This is a genomic window from Streptomyces sp. NBC_01551, from assembly GCF_026339935.1.
In the GTDB taxonomy this organism is placed as follows: domain Bacteria; phylum Actinomycetota; class Actinomycetes; order Streptomycetales; family Streptomycetaceae; genus Streptomyces.
Map to the genome: position 1 here is coordinate 5,848,814 of NZ_JAPEPX010000001.1, position 16,069 is coordinate 5,864,882.

Annotated in this window: 17 protein-coding genes; all 17 read left to right on the forward strand. The window is 70.6% G+C overall.

Features of this window, described 5'->3' with window-relative positions; translation table 11 throughout:
* Nucleotides 1-2 precede the first annotated feature (2 nt).
* The 17 genes from OG982_RS26410 to OG982_RS26490 all read left to right on the forward strand — a co-directional run bounded on the left by OG982_RS26410 (nt 3) and on the right by OG982_RS26490 (nt 15,929).
* Nucleotides 3-839, forward strand: coding sequence for an alpha/beta fold hydrolase (locus tag OG982_RS26410; protein WP_266782481.1), 837 nt, complete (start codon nt 3-5; stop codon nt 837-839).
* A gap of 104 nt (nt 840-943) precedes the next feature.
* Complete coding sequence (locus OG982_RS26415; protein ID WP_266782479.1) at nt 944-2,029, forward strand: LLM class flavin-dependent oxidoreductase; 1,086 nt, start codon at nt 944-946, stop codon at nt 2,027-2,029.
* Nucleotides 2,026-2,640, forward strand: a complete 615-nt coding sequence (locus tag OG982_RS26420; RefSeq protein ID WP_266782477.1) for an FMN reductase — start codon at nt 2,026-2,028, stop codon at nt 2,638-2,640. The genes OG982_RS26415 and OG982_RS26420 overlap by 4 nt, the downstream gene beginning before the upstream one ends.
* Nucleotides 2,641-2,700: 60 nt before the next feature.
* A complete protein-coding gene (locus OG982_RS26425) occupies nt 2,701-5,565 on the forward strand; it encodes a LuxR family transcriptional regulator (RefSeq protein WP_266782475.1) in 2,865 nt (954 codons plus the stop codon).
* Nucleotides 5,566-5,702: 137 nt separating this feature from the next.
* Nucleotides 5,703-6,950: a CdaR family transcriptional regulator gene (locus OG982_RS26430; protein ID WP_266782473.1), complete on the forward strand. Its 1,248-nt coding sequence runs from the start codon at nt 5,703-5,705 to the stop codon at nt 6,948-6,950.
* 138 nt (nt 6,951-7,088) lie between these two features.
* Nucleotides 7,089-7,940, forward strand: a complete 852-nt coding sequence (locus OG982_RS26435) for an alpha/beta fold hydrolase (RefSeq protein WP_266614012.1) — start codon at nt 7,089-7,091, stop codon at nt 7,938-7,940.
* A gap of 149 nt (nt 7,941-8,089) precedes the next feature.
* Nucleotides 8,090-8,890, forward strand: coding sequence for a helix-turn-helix domain-containing protein (locus OG982_RS26440; RefSeq protein ID WP_266782471.1), 801 nt, complete (start codon nt 8,090-8,092; stop codon nt 8,888-8,890).
* Nucleotides 8,891-9,066: 176 nt separating this feature from the next.
* Nucleotides 9,067-9,780, forward strand: coding sequence for an alpha/beta fold hydrolase (locus OG982_RS26445; RefSeq protein WP_266782469.1), 714 nt, complete (start codon nt 9,067-9,069; stop codon nt 9,778-9,780).
* A gap of 342 nt (nt 9,781-10,122) precedes the next feature.
* Nucleotides 10,123-10,695: a hypothetical protein gene (locus OG982_RS26450; protein WP_266949323.1), complete on the forward strand. Its 573-nt coding sequence runs from the start codon at nt 10,123-10,125 to the stop codon at nt 10,693-10,695.
* Nucleotides 10,696-11,228: 533 nt separating this feature from the next.
* Nucleotides 11,229-11,723, forward strand: a complete 495-nt coding sequence (locus tag OG982_RS26455) for a methyltransferase domain-containing protein (RefSeq protein WP_266949325.1) — start codon at nt 11,229-11,231, stop codon at nt 11,721-11,723.
* A gap of 87 nt (nt 11,724-11,810) precedes the next feature.
* Nucleotides 11,811-12,152, forward strand: coding sequence for a metalloregulator ArsR/SmtB family transcription factor (locus OG982_RS26460; RefSeq protein WP_266949327.1), 342 nt, complete (start codon nt 11,811-11,813; stop codon nt 12,150-12,152).
* 74 nt (nt 12,153-12,226) lie between these two features.
* The gene (locus OG982_RS26465) at nt 12,227-13,882 is read left to right on the forward strand and encodes a SulP family inorganic anion transporter (RefSeq protein ID WP_266949976.1); all 1,656 of its coding nucleotides are present in this window, start codon (nt 12,227-12,229) and stop codon (nt 13,880-13,882) included.
* Nucleotides 13,879-14,301 carry a pyridoxamine 5'-phosphate oxidase family protein gene (locus OG982_RS26470; RefSeq protein ID WP_266949329.1) on the forward strand — a complete coding sequence of 141 codons (423 nt, stop codon included), beginning with the start codon at nt 13,879-13,881 and terminating at the stop codon, nt 14,299-14,301. The genes OG982_RS26465 and OG982_RS26470 overlap by 4 nt, the downstream gene beginning before the upstream one ends.
* Nucleotides 14,298-14,723: an ATP-binding protein gene (locus tag OG982_RS26475; protein ID WP_266949331.1), complete on the forward strand. Its 426-nt coding sequence runs from the start codon at nt 14,298-14,300 to the stop codon at nt 14,721-14,723. The genes OG982_RS26470 and OG982_RS26475 overlap by 4 nt, the downstream gene beginning before the upstream one ends.
* Before the next feature lie 16 nt (nt 14,724-14,739).
* Nucleotides 14,740-15,150 carry an STAS domain-containing protein gene (locus OG982_RS26480; protein ID WP_266949333.1) on the forward strand — a complete coding sequence of 137 codons (411 nt, stop codon included), beginning with the start codon at nt 14,740-14,742 and terminating at the stop codon, nt 15,148-15,150.
* Nucleotides 15,151-15,196: 46 nt separating this feature from the next.
* Nucleotides 15,197-15,418: an alkylphosphonate utilization protein gene (locus OG982_RS26485; RefSeq protein WP_266949335.1), complete on the forward strand. Its 222-nt coding sequence runs from the start codon at nt 15,197-15,199 to the stop codon at nt 15,416-15,418.
* Nucleotides 15,419-15,593: 175 nt separating this feature from the next.
* A complete protein-coding gene (locus tag OG982_RS26490; protein ID WP_266949337.1) occupies nt 15,594-15,929 on the forward strand; it encodes a helix-turn-helix transcriptional regulator in 336 nt (111 codons plus the stop codon).
* The last annotated feature ends 140 nt before the right edge of the window (nt 15,930-16,069 follow it).

Consider the following 16,069-nt stretch of genomic DNA (forward strand, 5'->3'; position numbering starts at 1 on the left):
CCATGCCGTACATCACCGTGGGCCAGGAGAACACCAACCCCATCGAGCTGTACTTCGAGGACCAGGGTGCCGGGCAGCCGGTCGTCCTCATCCACGGCTTCCCGCTCGACGGCCACTCCTGGGAGCGCCAGAGCGCCGCTCTGCTCGACGCCGGCTACCGCGTGATCACGTACGACCGGCGCGGTTTCGGGCAGTCCTCTCAGCCGACCATCGGCTACGACTACGACACCTTCGCAGCCGACCTGAACACCGTGCTGGAGACCCTCGACCTGCGGGACGCCGTCCTGGTCGGTTTCTCCATGGGCACCGGAGAGGTCGCCCGCTACGTGTCCACGTACGGCTCCGGCCGGGTCGCCAAGGTCGCCTTCCTGGCCTCGCTCGAGCCCTGCCTGCTCAAGAGCGACGACAACCCGGACGGCGTCGCCCCGAAGGAGTTCTTCGACGGCGTCGTCTCCGCCGTCAAGGCCGACCGCTACGCCTACTACACGGCCTTCTTCGACGACTTCTACAACCTCGACGAGAACCTGGGCACCCGCATCAGCGAGGAGGCCGTCCGCAACAGCTGGAACACCGCGGCCCGCGGTGGCTCCTTCGCCGCGTCCGCCGCGCCGTCGACCTGGTACACCGACTTCCGCGCCGACATCCCCGCCGTCGACGTGCCCGCCCTGATCCTGCACGGCACCGCCGACCGCATCCTGCCGGCCGAGGGCACCGCGCGCCCGTTCCACAAGGCGCTCCCGTCGGCCGACTACGTCGAGATCGAAGGCGCCCCGCACGGTCTGCTGTGGACCCACGCCGAGGAGGTCAACACCGCCCTCCTCGCCTTCCTGGCGAAGTGACGCCGCACCGCCCACCCGCCGGGAGATGCCGGAGCCCCCGGCGTCACCCTGGCCCCCGGTTCCCCGGCGCGGGAACCGGACGAGCTCAGGAGAGCAGACACCCCATGCAGTTCGGCATCTTCACCGTCGGGGACGTGACCCCCGACCCCACCAACGGTCGCACTCCGACCGAACGCGAGCGCATCAAGGCGATGGTGGCCATCGCGCTCAAGGCCGAGGAAGTCGGCCTGGACGTCTTCGCGACGGGCGAGCACCACAATCCGCCGTTCGTCCCGTCGTCGCCGACGACCATGCTCGGCTACATCGCCGCCCGCACCGAGAAGCTGATCCTGTCCACCTCCACGACGCTGATCACCACGAACGACCCGGTGAAGATCGCCGAGGACTACGCGATGCTCCAGCACCTGGCCGACGGCCGGGTCGACCTCATGCTGGGGCGCGGCAACACCGGTCCGGTCTACCCGTGGTTCGGCCAGGACATCCGCCAGGGCATCAACCTCGCCAAGGAGAACTACGCGCTGCTGCGCCGGCTGTGGCGCGAGGACGTCGTGGACTGGGAGGGCACGTTCCGTACGCCGCTCCAGGCCTTCACGTCGACACCGCGGCCCCTGGACGGCGTCCCGCCGTTCGTCTGGCACGGATCCATCAGGTCCCCCGAGATCGCGGAGCAGGCCGCCTTCTACGGCGACGGCTTCTTCCACAACAACATCTTCTGGCCGGCCGACCACACCCGGCGCATGGTGCAGCTCTACCGGCGCCGGTTCGCGCACCACGGCCACGGCCGGCCGGAGGACGCCATCGTCGGCCTGGGCGGACAGGTCTTCATGCGGAAGAACTCCCAGGCCGCCGTACGGGAGTTCCGTCCCTACTTCGACAACGCTCCCGTGTACGGCCACGGCCCGTCGCTGGAGGACTTCACCGAGCAGACCCCGTTGACGGTGGGCTCTCCCCAGCAGGTCATCGAGCGGACCCTGTCGTTCCGGGAGAGCGTCGGCGACTACCAGCGCCAGCTGTTCCTGATGGACCACGCGGGCCTGCCCCTCAAGACCGTCCTCGAACAGCTGGACATCCTCGGCGAAGAGGTCGTGCCCGTGCTGCGCAGGGAGTTCGCGAAGGGACGTCCGGCCGACGTGCCGGAGGCCCCCACGCACGCGTCCCTTCGAGCCGTCCGGGGGGTGTCCGCCGCATGAAGCTGATCGTCGTCTCCGCGGGGCTGAGTACCCCTTCCTCCACCCGCCTGCTCGCGGACCGGCTGGCCGAGGCGGCCCGCGACGAACTCGCCGCCAGGGGGCAGGTGCCGACGGCCGAGGTCGTGGAGCTGCGGGAGCTGGCCGGTGACATCGCCAACCACCTCGTGACCGGCTTTCCGCCGCCGCGGCTGAGCGCCGCGATCGACGCGGTGACGGCGGCCGACGGCCTGATCGTGGTGACTCCCGTGTTCGCGGCTTCCTACAGCGGTCTCTTCAAGTCCTTCTTCGACGTGATCGATCCGGACACCCTTTCCGGGAAGCCGGTCCTGATCGCGGCGACGGGCGGCACCGCGCGCCATTCCCTGGTCCTTGAGCACGCAGTGCGCCCGCTCTTCGCCTATCTCCGCGCCGTCGTCGTCCCCACCGCCGTGTTCGCGGCTTCCGAGGACTGGGGCTCGGGGGGAGACGAGTACACCGACGGCCTTCCCGGCCGCGTGCGCCGGGCGGGCGTCGAGCTCGCCGCGCTCATGGCGGCGCGCCCGGTCGGTGAAGAGCCCGAGGACGACGTCACCGTCCTCGAACGGCAACTCGCCGACCTGCGCTTCGACTGAGACGGGCCCCTGGGCCGGGCGACGGCGGGGTGGTTCATATGGTTCATACTGTTTCGCCGTATGAGCGTGAACCGAGTGACGACAAGGACCGTGCCCGAGGAGCTCGACGGCGTACGGACACCCCTCCGGGGCAGGGACGCCGAAATGGCGTTCATCGAGGAGCGGCTCGACGCGCTCGGCCGGGGCGAAGGCGGGATCGTCCGCGTCGAGGGCCCCGCCGGCATCGGCAGGTCCAGGATCCTCGCGGAGGCCGCGGCAGCCGCGAGACGGCGCGGGACGAGGGTGTTCGAGGGAGCGGCGGACCCCGACGAACAGTTCGTGCCGCTCGGCCCGCTCCTCGACGGTCTGCTCTCCGGCGAGGAACCCCTGTCCGGCGCCGTCCGCCTCAGGGACCTCGCCACGACGCCCGGCCAGCGCTTCTGGCTGCTCCAGGAACTGGGGGACCGCCTGCGGGAGACGGCGCGAAACGGCCCCCTGCTCGTCGTCCTCGACGACCTCCAGTGGTGCGACGACCTGACCCTTCTCACCTTCAACACCCTCGCGGCCGGACTCTCGTCGCACGCCATCCTGTGGCTGGTCGCCGTGCGCGGCGGCAGCGTGCCGTCGGGAGTGCGCACGACCCTGGACCGGATCCGGCAGGCAGGCGCACACGAGCTGGCGCTGGGAGCGCTGGAGGACCAGGCGACCACACGGATCACCGAGGACGTCCTCGGCGCCGCTCCCGACCCGGACGTCCTCCGCGTCGCCCGCCGCGCCGAAGGAGTCCCGCAGCTGCTGGTCGAGCTGCTCGGGTCGCTGCGGGAGGCGGTGACGATCGAGAACGGCACGGCCGGGCTGTCGGCCGGACCACCCGCCCCACGGGAACTCCCCTCGGTCGTGCGCCGCCTCGACCGGCTGTCCGACGAGGCACGGGAGCTGGTGCAGACGGCGGCCGCCGTGGGCGCCCCGGTCACCGTCGCGCTGCTGGCCGAACTGCTCGGCAGGTCCCCGGCGGCGCTCATCACAGCGGTACGGGAATCCCTCGACGCCGATCTGCTCACCGAGAGCGGCGATCGCCTCGCCTTCCGCCACGGCCTGATCCGTGAGGCGGTGGAAGCCGGCCTCCCCCTGTCCCTGCGTCAGGCCCTGCGTGGTCAAGCCGCCGAGCCGCCGCCGGGGAGCGCGGCCTCCTCTGTCGAGCATCCCGGGCCGTCGGCCGGGAGAGCACCGGCAGCTGCGGCGGAGGCCGGGACGGGAGACGCGGCGGAGGCCGACCGGCTGCGCACCGCCGCGGCGGAGTACGCGGCCACGGCTCCCGGACCCGCTGCGGAACGCAGCCTCATGGCCCTGGAACTCACCTCCGCGGACGCTCCGGAGCGGCCGCGGGTCATCGCCGAGACGATCCCGCTGCTCTGGCAGACGGGCCGGGCCGCCCAGGCGCGTGAACTGGGAGCCACCGCCCTGGCGGCCGGCGGTCTCGGACCCGAGGACGAGGCGCTCATACGCCTGGCCCTGGCACGCCTCGCCGTACAGTTCGACTTCTCCGAGGCGGTCCGGCAGGCCCGAGCCGGGGCGGCACTGCCCGGGATCTCCCTGACCGCGAGGGGGCGACTGCTCGCCATGCTCGCCGTCGGCCTGTCGATGTCGGGCGAACACGCGGCGGCCGAGCAGGTCGCCGCGCAGGCGTGGGACACCGCGGCGGCAGCGGGAGACCGCACCGCCGAGGCCACGCTGACGACGGTCCGCTCGGCCGTGAGCTTCCACCGCATGGACCTGGCCGAGGCGTTCCGGCAGGCCGAGAGGGCCGCCGCGCTGGCCGACGCCCTGGGCGTCAGCACCTCGCTGTGGCTGCCGGAGGCCTTGTGGCACGCCCTCCTGTCGAACACCACCGGACGCACCGCGGAGGCGCTCGCCGTCGCGGAGGAGGGCATCCGGATCACCAGGGAGCAGGGCCGGACGGCCGCCACCCGCATGTGGCTTATGACCCGCACCCGCATCCATCTGGAGACCGGACGGCTGTCGGACGCCCGGGCCGACGCGGAAGCCGCGTCCCCGGCGACCGACGAACCCGGCCCGGGCAACCTCGCCGATGTCACGCTCCGGTACGTGATGCTGCGCGTCGCCCTCCACACCGGCGACCGGCAGACCGCGGAGGCGTACGCGGCACAGGCGCGGCGCATGCGGAGCGACGACGCACCCGTCGTCCGGCACTTCGGCACCTGGATGCTGGCGCTGATGGCCGACTACGAAGGCCGGACCGACCGCGCCATGGCCGAGCTCGACGCGGTGATGACGTCGCCCGCCGCGGACCGGCCCGCCTACGCCGGCCTGATCGACCCTGCCGACGCCCCGGTGCTCGTCCGCCTGGCGCTGCGCGCGGGCAGGCACGAACGGGCCGTGCAGGCGGTCGCCATGGCCGAGAAGCGAGCCGTGCTCAATCCCGACCTCCCGTTCCTCGCCGCAACCGCCGCGCACGCCCGGGGGCTCCTCGACAACGACCTCGCCCCTCTCGTACGCGCCGTTCGGCTGTACGAGAACTGCTCTCGGGTGCTGGCCCGGGCGTCGGCGCTGGAGGACGCCGGACGCAAGCTGGCGGTCACCCGCAAGCCGGAAGCGGTCCCGTACTTCGAGACGGCCCTCACGCTCTATGTGCGAGCGGGCGCCGAGAGGGACGTCGCACGCGTCCGCCGGCGTCTGCGGGCCGCTGGTGTCCGCCGCCGGCCCTCGACGGCCGGGCTCTCCGGGGCATGGCCCGAGCTGACGGCCGCGGAGATACGGGTGGTACGGCTCGTGGCACAAGGGCTGACCAACCAGCAGGTGGCCGAGTACCTCTCCCTCTCGCCGCACACGGTGAGTTCGCACCTGCGCCGGGCCTTCACCAAGCTGGACACCACCTCGCGCGTGGAGCTGACCCGGCTGGTGAAGCATCGTGACAGCGGAGAGTAGTCACTTCGTATCCCCCGTGGGTGTCATGGCAATGGACGATTCGTGTGATGTGCCGACGTCGTCGCTTCCTCAGAATGATCAAGAGCCGCGGAATGGAGAAGTCCGCGGGGAACCGTTGATCGAGAGAGGAACAGCGCGTGACCGTAAGGCTCCTGCGAGCCCGCCCCGGCAGCCCCGAGCTCCAGGCGCTTGTCGACGAGCTCGCGGAGCGGCTCGGCCGGTCCGTCGCCGTCGACGACCCGCTGGTCCGCATGGTCTGCACGAGCCGCCACTTCGGCGACGAGGACCCGGTCCGCATCGGCACCCTGTTGCAGGGCCGCGCCGACAACGCGACCATCCGCTACGTCCTCGCCCAGGGCGTGACCCAGTGGTCCCGAGCCGGATTCATCGACGGCCGTGACGATCTCGGACTGCTGCCCCGTTACGTCGTGCCGCTGCGCGAGCGCGGGCACCTCCTCGGGCTGCTCATGGTGGTCGTGCCCGAGAAGGCGCTAGGAGAGCGGGAGACACATGCCATCGCCCGGGCCGCGGACGCCATGGCCGCCCAGATGTTCGGAGAGTACATCGCCGCCGACACCCGGAGGGTCGACGAGCGGGACCTGGTCCTCGCACTCGTCGGTACCGACGTCGCCGCCCGTACCACCGCACGGCGGCGAGGCAAGGAACTCGGACTGCTCGGAGCGGCGGAGCACGTCCTTGTCACCGTCGTCCAGCTGAGCTGCGCGACGGAGTTCGTGCGGCAGTCCGAGGCTGCCCTGTGGGGGGCGTTGGAGGGGTTCCGGCAGACGCGCTCTGCCCAGGGCCTCATCGCGATCGGCAGGGAGCGGGCGACGCTGCTCCAGCTGCGCGACCGCCCACCCGGCCAGGACGAGGTCACGGCACAGTCCGCTCGCATCCTGGACGAACTCCGCACCTTCCTGGGCCCGTCGGCGGACCCGGTGATCGGCGTCGGTGGCCGACACCCCGGCCTGGACGATGCATGGACGTCGTACGAGCAGGCGCTGGTGGCGGCGCGCGCGGCACGCCGACTGCCCACCCTGAAGAGCGCCGGTGACTGGGAGCTGCTCGGGGAACTCGCCGTGCTGCTCCAGCTCCCCGAGCACGCCCTGAACGCGTCCCTGGTCCCGAAGCCGCTCCGTACCCTGAGCGAGGCTCATGCCGGCGACCGCCTGCGGGACACGCTGCGCTGCTTCCTCGAACACGCGGGATCGATTCCCCGGACCGCGGACGCGCTGGGAATCCACCGCACCTCGCTCTACTACCGCCTGCGCCAGATCCAGGAGATCACCGGACTGGACCTCGACGACGGCGCCCACCGGCTCACTCTGCACCTCGGCCTCAGGATCGAGGAACTCCTCGCCCCCGGCGGCGACGGGGCCGTCTGACCACGGACTCGCTTCGACAAAGCGAGGAGGATCCACGGCCCGATTCCTACAGCTCGCGGTGGTGCGGGCGGCGGGCCCCATTCGATGATGTTCGGGACGGGCGGGAGCGATGCACCGCCTCTGACCAGGGGAGAGGTCATGAAGGAACTGATCACGACGGACGGCGCACGGCTCGCGTACCAGGACACCGGCGGCGAGGGCGTCCCGCTGGTGATGCTGCACGGCTGGGGGCAGACGCAGGCGATGTTCCGCCACCAGATCGAGGGGTTGGCGCCCGGCCGTCGCGTCGTCACCGTCGACCTCCGCGGCCATGGGAAATCCGGCAAGCCGCGGCACGGCTACCGCATCGCCCGGCTCTCCCGCGATGTGCTCGAACTCGTCGACCATCTCGGTCTCGACCGTTTCGACGCACTGGGCTGGTCCATGGGTGTCTCGGTGTGGTGGAGCTTCATCGACCAGTACGGGACCGGACGGATCCGGCGCTTCGTCGCCGTCGACCAGCCCGCGGCGGTCGCCGCCGTGCCCTGGATGACCGAGCGGGAACAGCGGGACTCCGGTGCCATCTTCGATGTGTCGGGGCTGTTGTACCTGGGTGCGGCCCTCGCGGGGCCGGAGGGCGACACGGTCCGCGCCGACTTCGTGCGCGGCATGTTCTCCGGCGAGCCCGACCCCGAGGTGCTGGCCTTCGTCGGCGAGGAGATCCGGTCGACACCCGCCTACGCGGGCGTACCGCTGCTGTTCGACCACTGCGCGCAGGACTGGCGCGACGTGCTTCCCCGGATCGATGTGCCGACCCTGGTGATCGGCTGTGAGGGAAGCCATGTGCACCCCGATTCGCAGCGCTTCGTCGCCGAGCGGATTCCCGGCGCACGCCTGCACGTCTTCGCCTCCGACGTGGCGAGCTCGCACTTCCCCTTCCTGGAGAACCCGCCGGCCTTCAACGCCGTGGTGGAGAAGTTCCTGGCCGAGGAGCCGGCGAACGGGGCGTGAATCCGCCCTCCGCCCGCACGCACCTACGGCTAGGAATCCCCATGACCCCCACACTGATGTCACGTGCGCCCGAACGGGTGCCCCGGCGAGCGCCCGATCCGGCCTCGCCCTCCTCCCGCTCGGGGTGGCTGGTCCAGATGCTTTCCGAGATGCCGGAGACGAACGACCGGACCCACGTCTACCTCGGCGTCCATGTCCGTGGGCCCGTCACCGTCGTCCACGAGCGCGCCAAGAGCCTGTTGGAGCCGAACGACCTTGTCTTCTGCGACCCGGCCCGACGGCATCTGCTGCAGTTCGGAGAAGACTGCCAGATGATCTTCTTCCGGGTGCCCCGGTGCTATCTGGGCGTCACGGAGTCGGAACTGAACCAGGTGCTCGGCGTACCCGTACGCGGCGGGGAGGGGATCGGGGCGCTGGCGTCCGACTTCCTGACCGCGCTCGCCGGCAAGGCGGAGTTCCGCCGGTCCACGATCGGGGACCGGCGTGCCCGGACGGCCGTACACCTCCTCTCCGTCCTGGTCATGGAGCTCCTCGAAGCGGACACGACGGACGAGGCCGACGACGCGTCCGGGGCCGTCAACGAGATGCTGTCCCGGATCCGCGCCTACATCGAAGAGCATCTGATGGACCCGGACCTCTCACCGGAGTCGATCGCACGCGCCCACCACATCTCCGTCCGGTACCTGCAGAAGCTCTTCCAGAACGACGGCAGCACGGTGAGCCAATGGGTGCGGGAACGCAGGCTCGATTTCTGCCGGCTCGAACTGGGCCGCTCCAGCCGGAGAATCACCATGGCCGCGGTGGCCCACCGCTGGGGCTTCAGCAGCCCCTCGCACTTCAGCCGCACCTTCCGTGGGGCCTATGGCATGAGCCCCAGCGAATGGCAGGCGCTGGCGACCTCGGCCTTCGCGCCGACGACTGCCGACGCCCAGAACGAGCGAAGTCGCTGAGCCGCGTGTGCGCCGTCGTGCCAGCGCGGATGCGCGCACGGACAAGAGGTGCCGCTTCCACGGCTCTACCGTGAGTAACGGTCGCACGGGCCTCCAGTCGAACTCCGGGCCGCACCCACACCCTGACCGTCGTGACGACGCCCCCCACGTGGCCCGACACCGAGAAGAGAACTCGCATGACCCACCCCACCGTCGTCCTGGTGCACGGTGCCTTCGCCGACGCGACAGGCTGGATAGGCGTCATCTCGGAACTGCGGAGCAGCGGTATCCCGGTGATCGCTCCGTCGAACCCGCTGCGGGGCCTGACGTCGGATGCCGCCTACCTCGCCTCCGTCCTGGCCCAGCTCGACGGCTCGGCCGTACTCGTCGGCCACTCGTACGGCGGTGCGCTGATCACCGTGGCCGGCACCGCGGAGAACGTCGTGGCGCTCGTCTACGTGGCCGCCTACGTGCCCCACGAGGGCGAGAGCCTCGGCCAGCTCCAGGCGGGCTTTCCCGAATCCCCCCTGACGGGCAACCTGAAGGAGTGGACGTACCCGCTCCTCGACGGTGACTCGGCGGTCGAGGTCACCATCGAGGAGACGGCCTTTCCCTCCGTGTTCGCGGCGGACGTGCCCGAGGACATCGCCGGCGTCCTGGCAGCGGCCCAACGCCCGCTCGCCACGGCCGCCTTCACGGAGACCGCATCCGCGGCGGCGTGGCGGACCAAACCGTCCTGGGCCCTGGTGGCCGGGTCGGACCGCACGATCAGCCCCGAGGTCCAGCGCTTCGGCGCCACACGGGCCGGCGCCGTCGTCGTCGAACTTCCGGACGCCTCCCACGCCGTCGTACTCTCCGAGCCCGCACGGGTCGCCGACCTGATCAGGGACGCGGTACGGGCGGCGAGCTGACCCACCGACCTCCGCGACGACAGGAGCGGGACCCGGCCAGTCGGGGTGCCACCCCTCGCTCGGGCCGGGCTCGGACCGGAAGGCCTCCACACCTGGCCGCGCGAGCGCAAGTAGCGGTAGCGGTACATCGGTGCCCGGCGCTGCCGCAACGGATCGAAGGGGCGTGACGGCGGCGGACGGCTGTCCGGGGTGAGGGTGTGGATCAAACCTTGTCGATGGCCACACGGCTGTGAGAGGTGGTGAGTATTCCGATGTCTTTGGCCGTCTTCAGAAGGCCGCAGCGGTCGCCCAGACGAAGGGCCTGCCCGACCTCAAGGACAGGCCACGAGGGAGCTGCAGAAGATGAAGTTCGAGGATCTCGGGATGCAGAAGGTGGGCGGCACACTCCGCCTGCCCACCGAGGCGTTTTCCCAGCGGGCGGCGCGGATGGACACGCCCGCCACGCTCCCCGAGGCACTCTGGCTCCTCGCTCGCGACCCCTCTCCAGCAGGTACCGCTGACGATGCCCGGCGCGCCGCGACCGTGATGCAGGAGGCTGGGCCCGTGGCCGCCAGTCTGCCCAGTGCCCGGGTCAACGATAACGGCCCGGTCCTGGTGACCGAGGCAACCGCCGATCCGCAAAGGCGTCTCGAAGCGAAGGCCCGCGTCGATCGGATACAGCTCATTGGCCACTTGCTTGTGGGCGCCCTTCTCCGGCTCCGTGACCGCTTCAACCCCGACGAGGCTGAACTACTGGAGATCTTCTTCGCCCCTGGGGCGCCCGAGACCTCAGCCGCGGGCATCGCCGTGCGTCGGTGTTGGGTCGTCGGGTGGTGTAGCGGCCAGGGTCTGCTGGTAGCCGGGTGGTCCGGAGGTCGCCCTGGCCCATGTATGGCCCGGATCTTTCCTCTGGAGTGGGATATCGGAGAGAAGTGACTCTGGAATCGAACGGTTTTTTATTGCTTCCCCGAGGCCAAAGAACGGTGCCCGACTGTGGCGTTTATGCAGGTCAGGCACCGTTCTCGGCTTCTTAGAAGAAGCCGAGCTTCTTGGGGGAGTAACTTACTAAAAGGTTCTTCGTCTCCTGGTGGTACAGCAGATGCACCCATGCTGACCAGGGCAAACGGCAGTTGGTATGGCTCCTTGGAGGAGGCTGGTCCGGAAATGGTCCGGATCGCGGTGCGTGCGGTCCTGGGGCGGCGGGGATGGGGTGGGACGGGAAGTTCTGGTAGCGATCGGGAGCGGGGAGCCCGGCGCAGTCGGGCGAGCTGGGGTCCTGCCCTCCACGATGGCCGGCGACAAGCGTGCCCCGCTGGCCCGAGCTCGCGGCCGCCGTTATAGCGGGCCCACGAGCAAGGCGATGTCCGTGTCTATCGAGTCGCGGGCTGTGCGGTGCACGTCATGGATTCCCGGGCCCAGTTCGTACGCGGCGATGCGATGAGGCTGCCGTTCCCGGACGGCGGGCGTCGGTGGCGATCAGCGGCCTGGTCCTCAGCTTCGTCCCTGCTCCTGAGCCGGCCGTCGCAGAGATGGCCCGCATCCTGCGCCCCGGCGGCACGCTCGCCGCGTACCTCTGGGACTACACCCAGGGAGGCATGGAACTCATCCGCTACTTCTGGGAAGCCGCCGTCTCCCTGGACGAGGGCAGCCGGGAGCTGGACGAGGCTCTCCGGCTCCCCCTGCGCGCGCCCGGTCCGTTGGACGAGTTCCTGCGAGCGGCCGACCTGGCGGACGTGGAGGTCGACGAGATCAACATCCCCACACGCTTCAGGAATTTCGACGACTACTGGGCCCCGTTCCTGGGCGGGCAAGGGCATGCCCCGCCTGAATCTCACGGGCGTGTCTCCCGGTGCCGGAAGGGACCTCGCCGCCGGTCGGTGCGGCGAGGTCCCTTCCGTACAGTGCGCCAGCGGCAGGCAGCGGATCGCAGGATCTACAAATTGCAGAAATCTGCAATTTCATAGATGCTGTGGGTGCTGTGTCCGTAGGTAGCCGCGGACACAGCACCAGGCATTTGCCCCGTTCGGGGTGGTGAGAAGGGGTGCGAGACCGTGCCGGTTCCGCTGTACCAGGCCAAGGCCGAGTTCTTCCGGATGCTCGGGCACCCGGTGCGGATAAGGGTTCTGGAGCTGCTGCAGGACGGGCCGATGCCGGTGCGGGACCTGCTGGCCGCGATCGAGGTCGAGCCCTCCGCCTTGTCCCAGCAGCTCGCGGTCCTGCGCCGCTCGGGGATCGTCACCTCGACCCGTAACGGCGCTACCGTCGTCTACGCACTGGCCGGCGGGGACGTCGCGCAGCTGATGCTGGCCGCGCGGCGGATCCTGACCGAGGTCCTGACCGGGCAGAGCGAGCTGCTCGAGGAGCTGCGCGCGTCCAAGGTTGCGGCCTCGTGAGCGTGAACACCGCCCTGACGGCCGTGCTCGGCCGGGTCCGTTCCGTCCTGCCCGCCCGGGCCGATTACGCGGTCATGGCCCGCAACCCCCGACGGGATCTCCTGGCCGGCCTCACGGTGGCGATCGTCGCCCTTCCCCTCGCCCTCGGGTTCGGGGTCTCCTCCGGGCTGGGCGCGGAGGCGGGGCTGGCCACCGCCGTGGTCGCGGGCGCGCTCGCCGCCCTCTTCGGCGGGTCGAACCTCCAGGTGTCCGGCCCGACCGGCGCGATGACCGTCGTCCTGGTGCCGATCGTCGCCCGGTACGGGCCCGGCGGTGTCCTGACCGTCGGGCTGATGGCCGGCGTGCTCCTGATCGGTCTCGCCCTGCTGCGGGCCGGGCAGTACATGCGGTACGTGCCGGCACCGGTGGTGGAGGGCTTCACCCTGGGGATCGCGTGCGTGATCGGCCTCCAGCAGATACCCAATGCCCTCGGGGTCGCCGAGCCGGAGGGGGAGAAGGTCCTGCTCGTGGCGTGGCGGGCGCTCGTGGAGTTCGTCGCCTTCCCGAACTTGACGGCGATCGGCCTCTCGGTGGGTGTCGCGGCGGTGATGCTGGCCGGGGCCCGGTGGAAGCCGAGGGTCCCGTTCTCGATCGTCGCGGTCATCGTCGCAACCGTGATCGCGCAGGTCTTCCGTCTTGACGAGGCGGCCCCGATCGGTGACCTTCCCTCCGGGCTCCCCGCTCCGTCCCTGGCCTTCCTCAACGCTTCCGCGTTCGGGTCGCTGCTGGCCCCGGCGGTCGCGGTCGCGGCGCTCGCCGCGCTGGAGTCGCTTCTGTCGGCGACCGTGGCGGACGGGATGACGGTGGGGCAGAAGCACGATCCGGACAAGGAGCTCTTCGGGCAGGGCATCGCCAACCTAGCGGCCCCGCTGTTCGGCGGCGTGCCGGCCACCGCCGCGATCGCCCGCACGGCCGTCAACGTCCGCACCGGCGCCTCCTCCCGGCTGGCCGCGCTCACCCACGCCGCGGTACTCGCAGTGATCGTGTTCGCCGCAGCCCCCCTCGTCTCGAAGATCCCCCTCGCCGCACTGGCCGGCGTTCTGCTGGCGACCGCGATCCGCATGGTCGAGGTCGGCTCACTAAAAGCGATGGCCAAGGCAACCCGCTCGGACGCCGTCGTCCTCGTCCTGACCGCCGCCGCCACCCTGATCCTCGACCTCGTGTACGCGGTGATCATCGGCCTCGTCGTCGCGGGAGCCCTCGCCTTGAAGGCAGTGGCGAGCCAGGCTCGGATGGAGCAGGTCGACTTCCGCCCGGACCTGCCCGGCGAGCACAGCGACGAGGAACACGCCCTGCTGGCCGAGCACATCGTGGCCTACCGCATAGACGGCCCCCTCTTCTTCGCCGGCGCCCACCGCTTCCTCCTCGAACTCTCCGAAGTAGCCGACGTGAAGGTGGTCATCCTGCGCATGGCGCGGGTGACCACCCTGGACGCCACCGGCGCCCTCGTTCTGAAGGACGCGGTCGAGAAGCTGAACCGGCGCGGCATCGCCGTCATGACCTCCGGCATCCGGCCCGGCCAGCGCCAGGCCCTGGACGCCGTCGGCGCCTTGGACCTGCTGCGCCCGGAAGGCCGTGAGTACGCCACCACCCCCGAGGCGATCGCCGGCGCCCGCAAACACCTGGAGCAGGCGGGCCTGCTGCCCCGTACGCATCACCGACCGCACCGCATCCGGAAGGCCGCACGATGACCGTCCCCGCCGACCTACGCATGATCGAGGTCTCCGGCACCGAAGCCCTATGGCTCCTCGAAGGCTCCGCCCAAGGCCGACTCGTCTACATCCAGCGGGAGGTGGCCGTCGTCCGCCCCGCCGCACACGTCGTGGAGTACGGACGCCTCGTCGTCCGCGCCCCCGTACAAGCCGCCACCATCCCCGGCCGGGCACTGCTGACCTACCAGGTCGATGAGATCCGGAGCCTGGCCGGGACCGGCTGGACGGTCAGCGCCCACGGCCCGGCCGATGTCATCGCCGACCCCGACGAGGCCGCCCACTACCGGCGCACCCTGCCCGGCTGGGCCCACGGCCCCCATGACACACTGCTGCGCCTGCGCCCGCAGCAGGTGTCCGGGTTCCGCCTGGCCCGCACCGTGAACGGGGCGGGCCGGTGAGCGTCCAGGTCGAGACGATGCCCTACCGGCACGTGCTGGACGTGCCGGCCAGGGGCTCGGCCGTCCGCATCGCCCGCGAGACCACCGAACTCGTCCTAGTCGAATGCGGGGTGGGCCTTCGCCACCCGAGCGTCGGCCCGGCGCTGCTGATCCTGGCCGAACTGGTCACCAACGCCGTCCGCCACGCCGCCGTGACGTCCCCGATCATCACCGTCACCTACGCGCACGGGCCGGGGGCGTTCGCGTTCGCCGTCCACGACCGCCACCCCTACCAGCCCGCCCTGTTCGGGGCGCTCGCCACCGCCCCGGGCAGCGGCCTGGCCATGGTGGTCGAAATGACGATGGAGCTCGGCGGCACCGCCGTCGTACGGGCGGACGCGGACGGGCGCGGCAAGGCCATCTGGATCACCCTTCCCCTGTGAAGCCGAGGAGCTGACGATGACGATCGAATGGCGCTACACCACCCGCCAGGACCTGGGCGTGCTGTCCCTGGCCGGGTATCTCGGCGCGGACGCCACCGACCGGTTCACCGGCGCCATCGGCTGGGCGCTCGCGAGGGGCACCGGCCCGGTCATCCTGGACCTGACCGGTCTGCTGGGCTGGTCGGCCGGCGGGCAGATCGCCGTTGCCCGGGCCGCCCACCGCCTCGCCGAGAGCGGGCGCCGACTCGAGCTCGCCGCGATACCGGCGGACGGCTCCCTTGTCCCGGACGCGACCTGTCCGCCCGTCCCGGTCCACTGCGACCTCGCCGCCGCGCTTGCCGCTCACGGAGCCCACGGGACGATCAAGCAGTGGACCACTGATGACTGGCCCACTCCGCAGTCCCCTGAGGCACCCGCCCTCACCTGAACCCAGCACACCATCCGCAAGATCAGCGACGAAGGACATCGGCACCATGAGCGACATCATCTTCAAGGACTCCAACGGCACCGTCCTGGAGGACGGGGACTCGGTCACCCTGACCAAGGACCTGAAAGTCAAGGGGACCTCCGAGACCCTCAAGCGCGGCACCCTGGTCAAGAACATCCGCCTCACCTCCCGCCCGGGCGAGGTCGAGTGCAACACGAGGAAGGTCAAGGGCCTGGTCCTGAAGACCGAGTTCCTCAAGAAGGCCTGACCGGCGAAGGTCCCACTGCGGGAGGCGAACGTCACGAAGGTGCCCCGCCGGGTCCCACGAGTTGCAAGGATCTGCAATTGTGGAGGTCGCAAGGTGTGAAGAGGGGCGAACGGATGCCTCTACGAAGGAACGGTTCCGGGTGGATGAGATGGGCAGTCACGGCAGGGGTACCCAGGTGAGCGCACCGCTGTACCAGCTGAAGGCGGAGTTCTTCAAAACGCTGGGGCACCCGGTCCGCATCCGCGTCCTGGAACTCCTCTCCGTACGCGAGCACGCGGTAGCCGAGATGCTCCCCGAGGTCGGAGTGGAGGCCGCGAGCCTCTCCCAACAGCTCGCCGTCCTGCGCAAGGCCAACCTGGTGATCACCCGCCGGGAGGGCTCGAACGTGTACTACAGCCTCACGCACCCCCAGATCGCCGAGCTCCTGCGGGTCGCCCGCGGCATCCTCTCCGGCGTCCTGGAAGGCCAGGCCGAACTCCTGGCCGACCTCAAGGCCAGCCGCCACGCCTGAACGGTGCCCCACGGTGCGGGCCCTGCGGGGCCGGCACCCCACATACGGCGGCCGTCTTCCGATAGTGCGGGTTCAACGCGCTTCTGACACCGGAAGACGGCCGCTCCCTCATATGCCGAACCTGCTCCGCAGGCGTGCGG

Bases quoted from the DNA above. Each gene is read 5' to 3' on its own strand.
- OG982_RS26410 (WP_266782481.1), top strand. From the start codon at position 3: ATGCCGTACATCACCGTGGGCCAGGAGAACACCAACCCCATCGAGCTG.
- OG982_RS26415 (WP_266782479.1), top strand. From the start codon at position 944: ATGCAGTTCGGCATCTTCACCGTCGGGGACGTGACCCCCGACCCCACC.
- OG982_RS26420 (WP_266782477.1), top strand. From the start codon at position 2,026: ATGAAGCTGATCGTCGTCTCCGCGGGGCTGAGTACCCCTTCCTCCACC.
- OG982_RS26425 (WP_266782475.1), top strand. From the start codon at position 2,701: ATGAGCGTGAACCGAGTGACGACAAGGACCGTGCCCGAGGAGCTCGAC.
- OG982_RS26435 (WP_266614012.1), top strand. From the start codon at position 7,089: ATGAAGGAACTGATCACGACGGACGGCGCACGGCTCGCGTACCAGGAC.
- OG982_RS26440 (WP_266782471.1), top strand. From the start codon at position 8,090: ATGCCGGAGACGAACGACCGGACCCACGTCTACCTCGGCGTCCATGTC.
- OG982_RS26445 (WP_266782469.1), top strand. From the start codon at position 9,067: ATGACCCACCCCACCGTCGTCCTGGTGCACGGTGCCTTCGCCGACGCG.
- OG982_RS26450 (WP_266949323.1), top strand. From the start codon at position 10,123: ATGAAGTTCGAGGATCTCGGGATGCAGAAGGTGGGCGGCACACTCCGC.
- OG982_RS26465 (WP_266949976.1), top strand. From the start codon at position 12,227: ATGGCCCGCAACCCCCGACGGGATCTCCTGGCCGGCCTCACGGTGGCG.
- OG982_RS26470 (WP_266949329.1), top strand. From the start codon at position 13,879: ATGACCGTCCCCGCCGACCTACGCATGATCGAGGTCTCCGGCACCGAA.
- OG982_RS26480 (WP_266949333.1), top strand. From the start codon at position 14,740: ATGACGATCGAATGGCGCTACACCACCCGCCAGGACCTGGGCGTGCTG.
- OG982_RS26485 (WP_266949335.1), top strand. From the start codon at position 15,197: ATGAGCGACATCATCTTCAAGGACTCCAACGGCACCGTCCTGGAGGAC.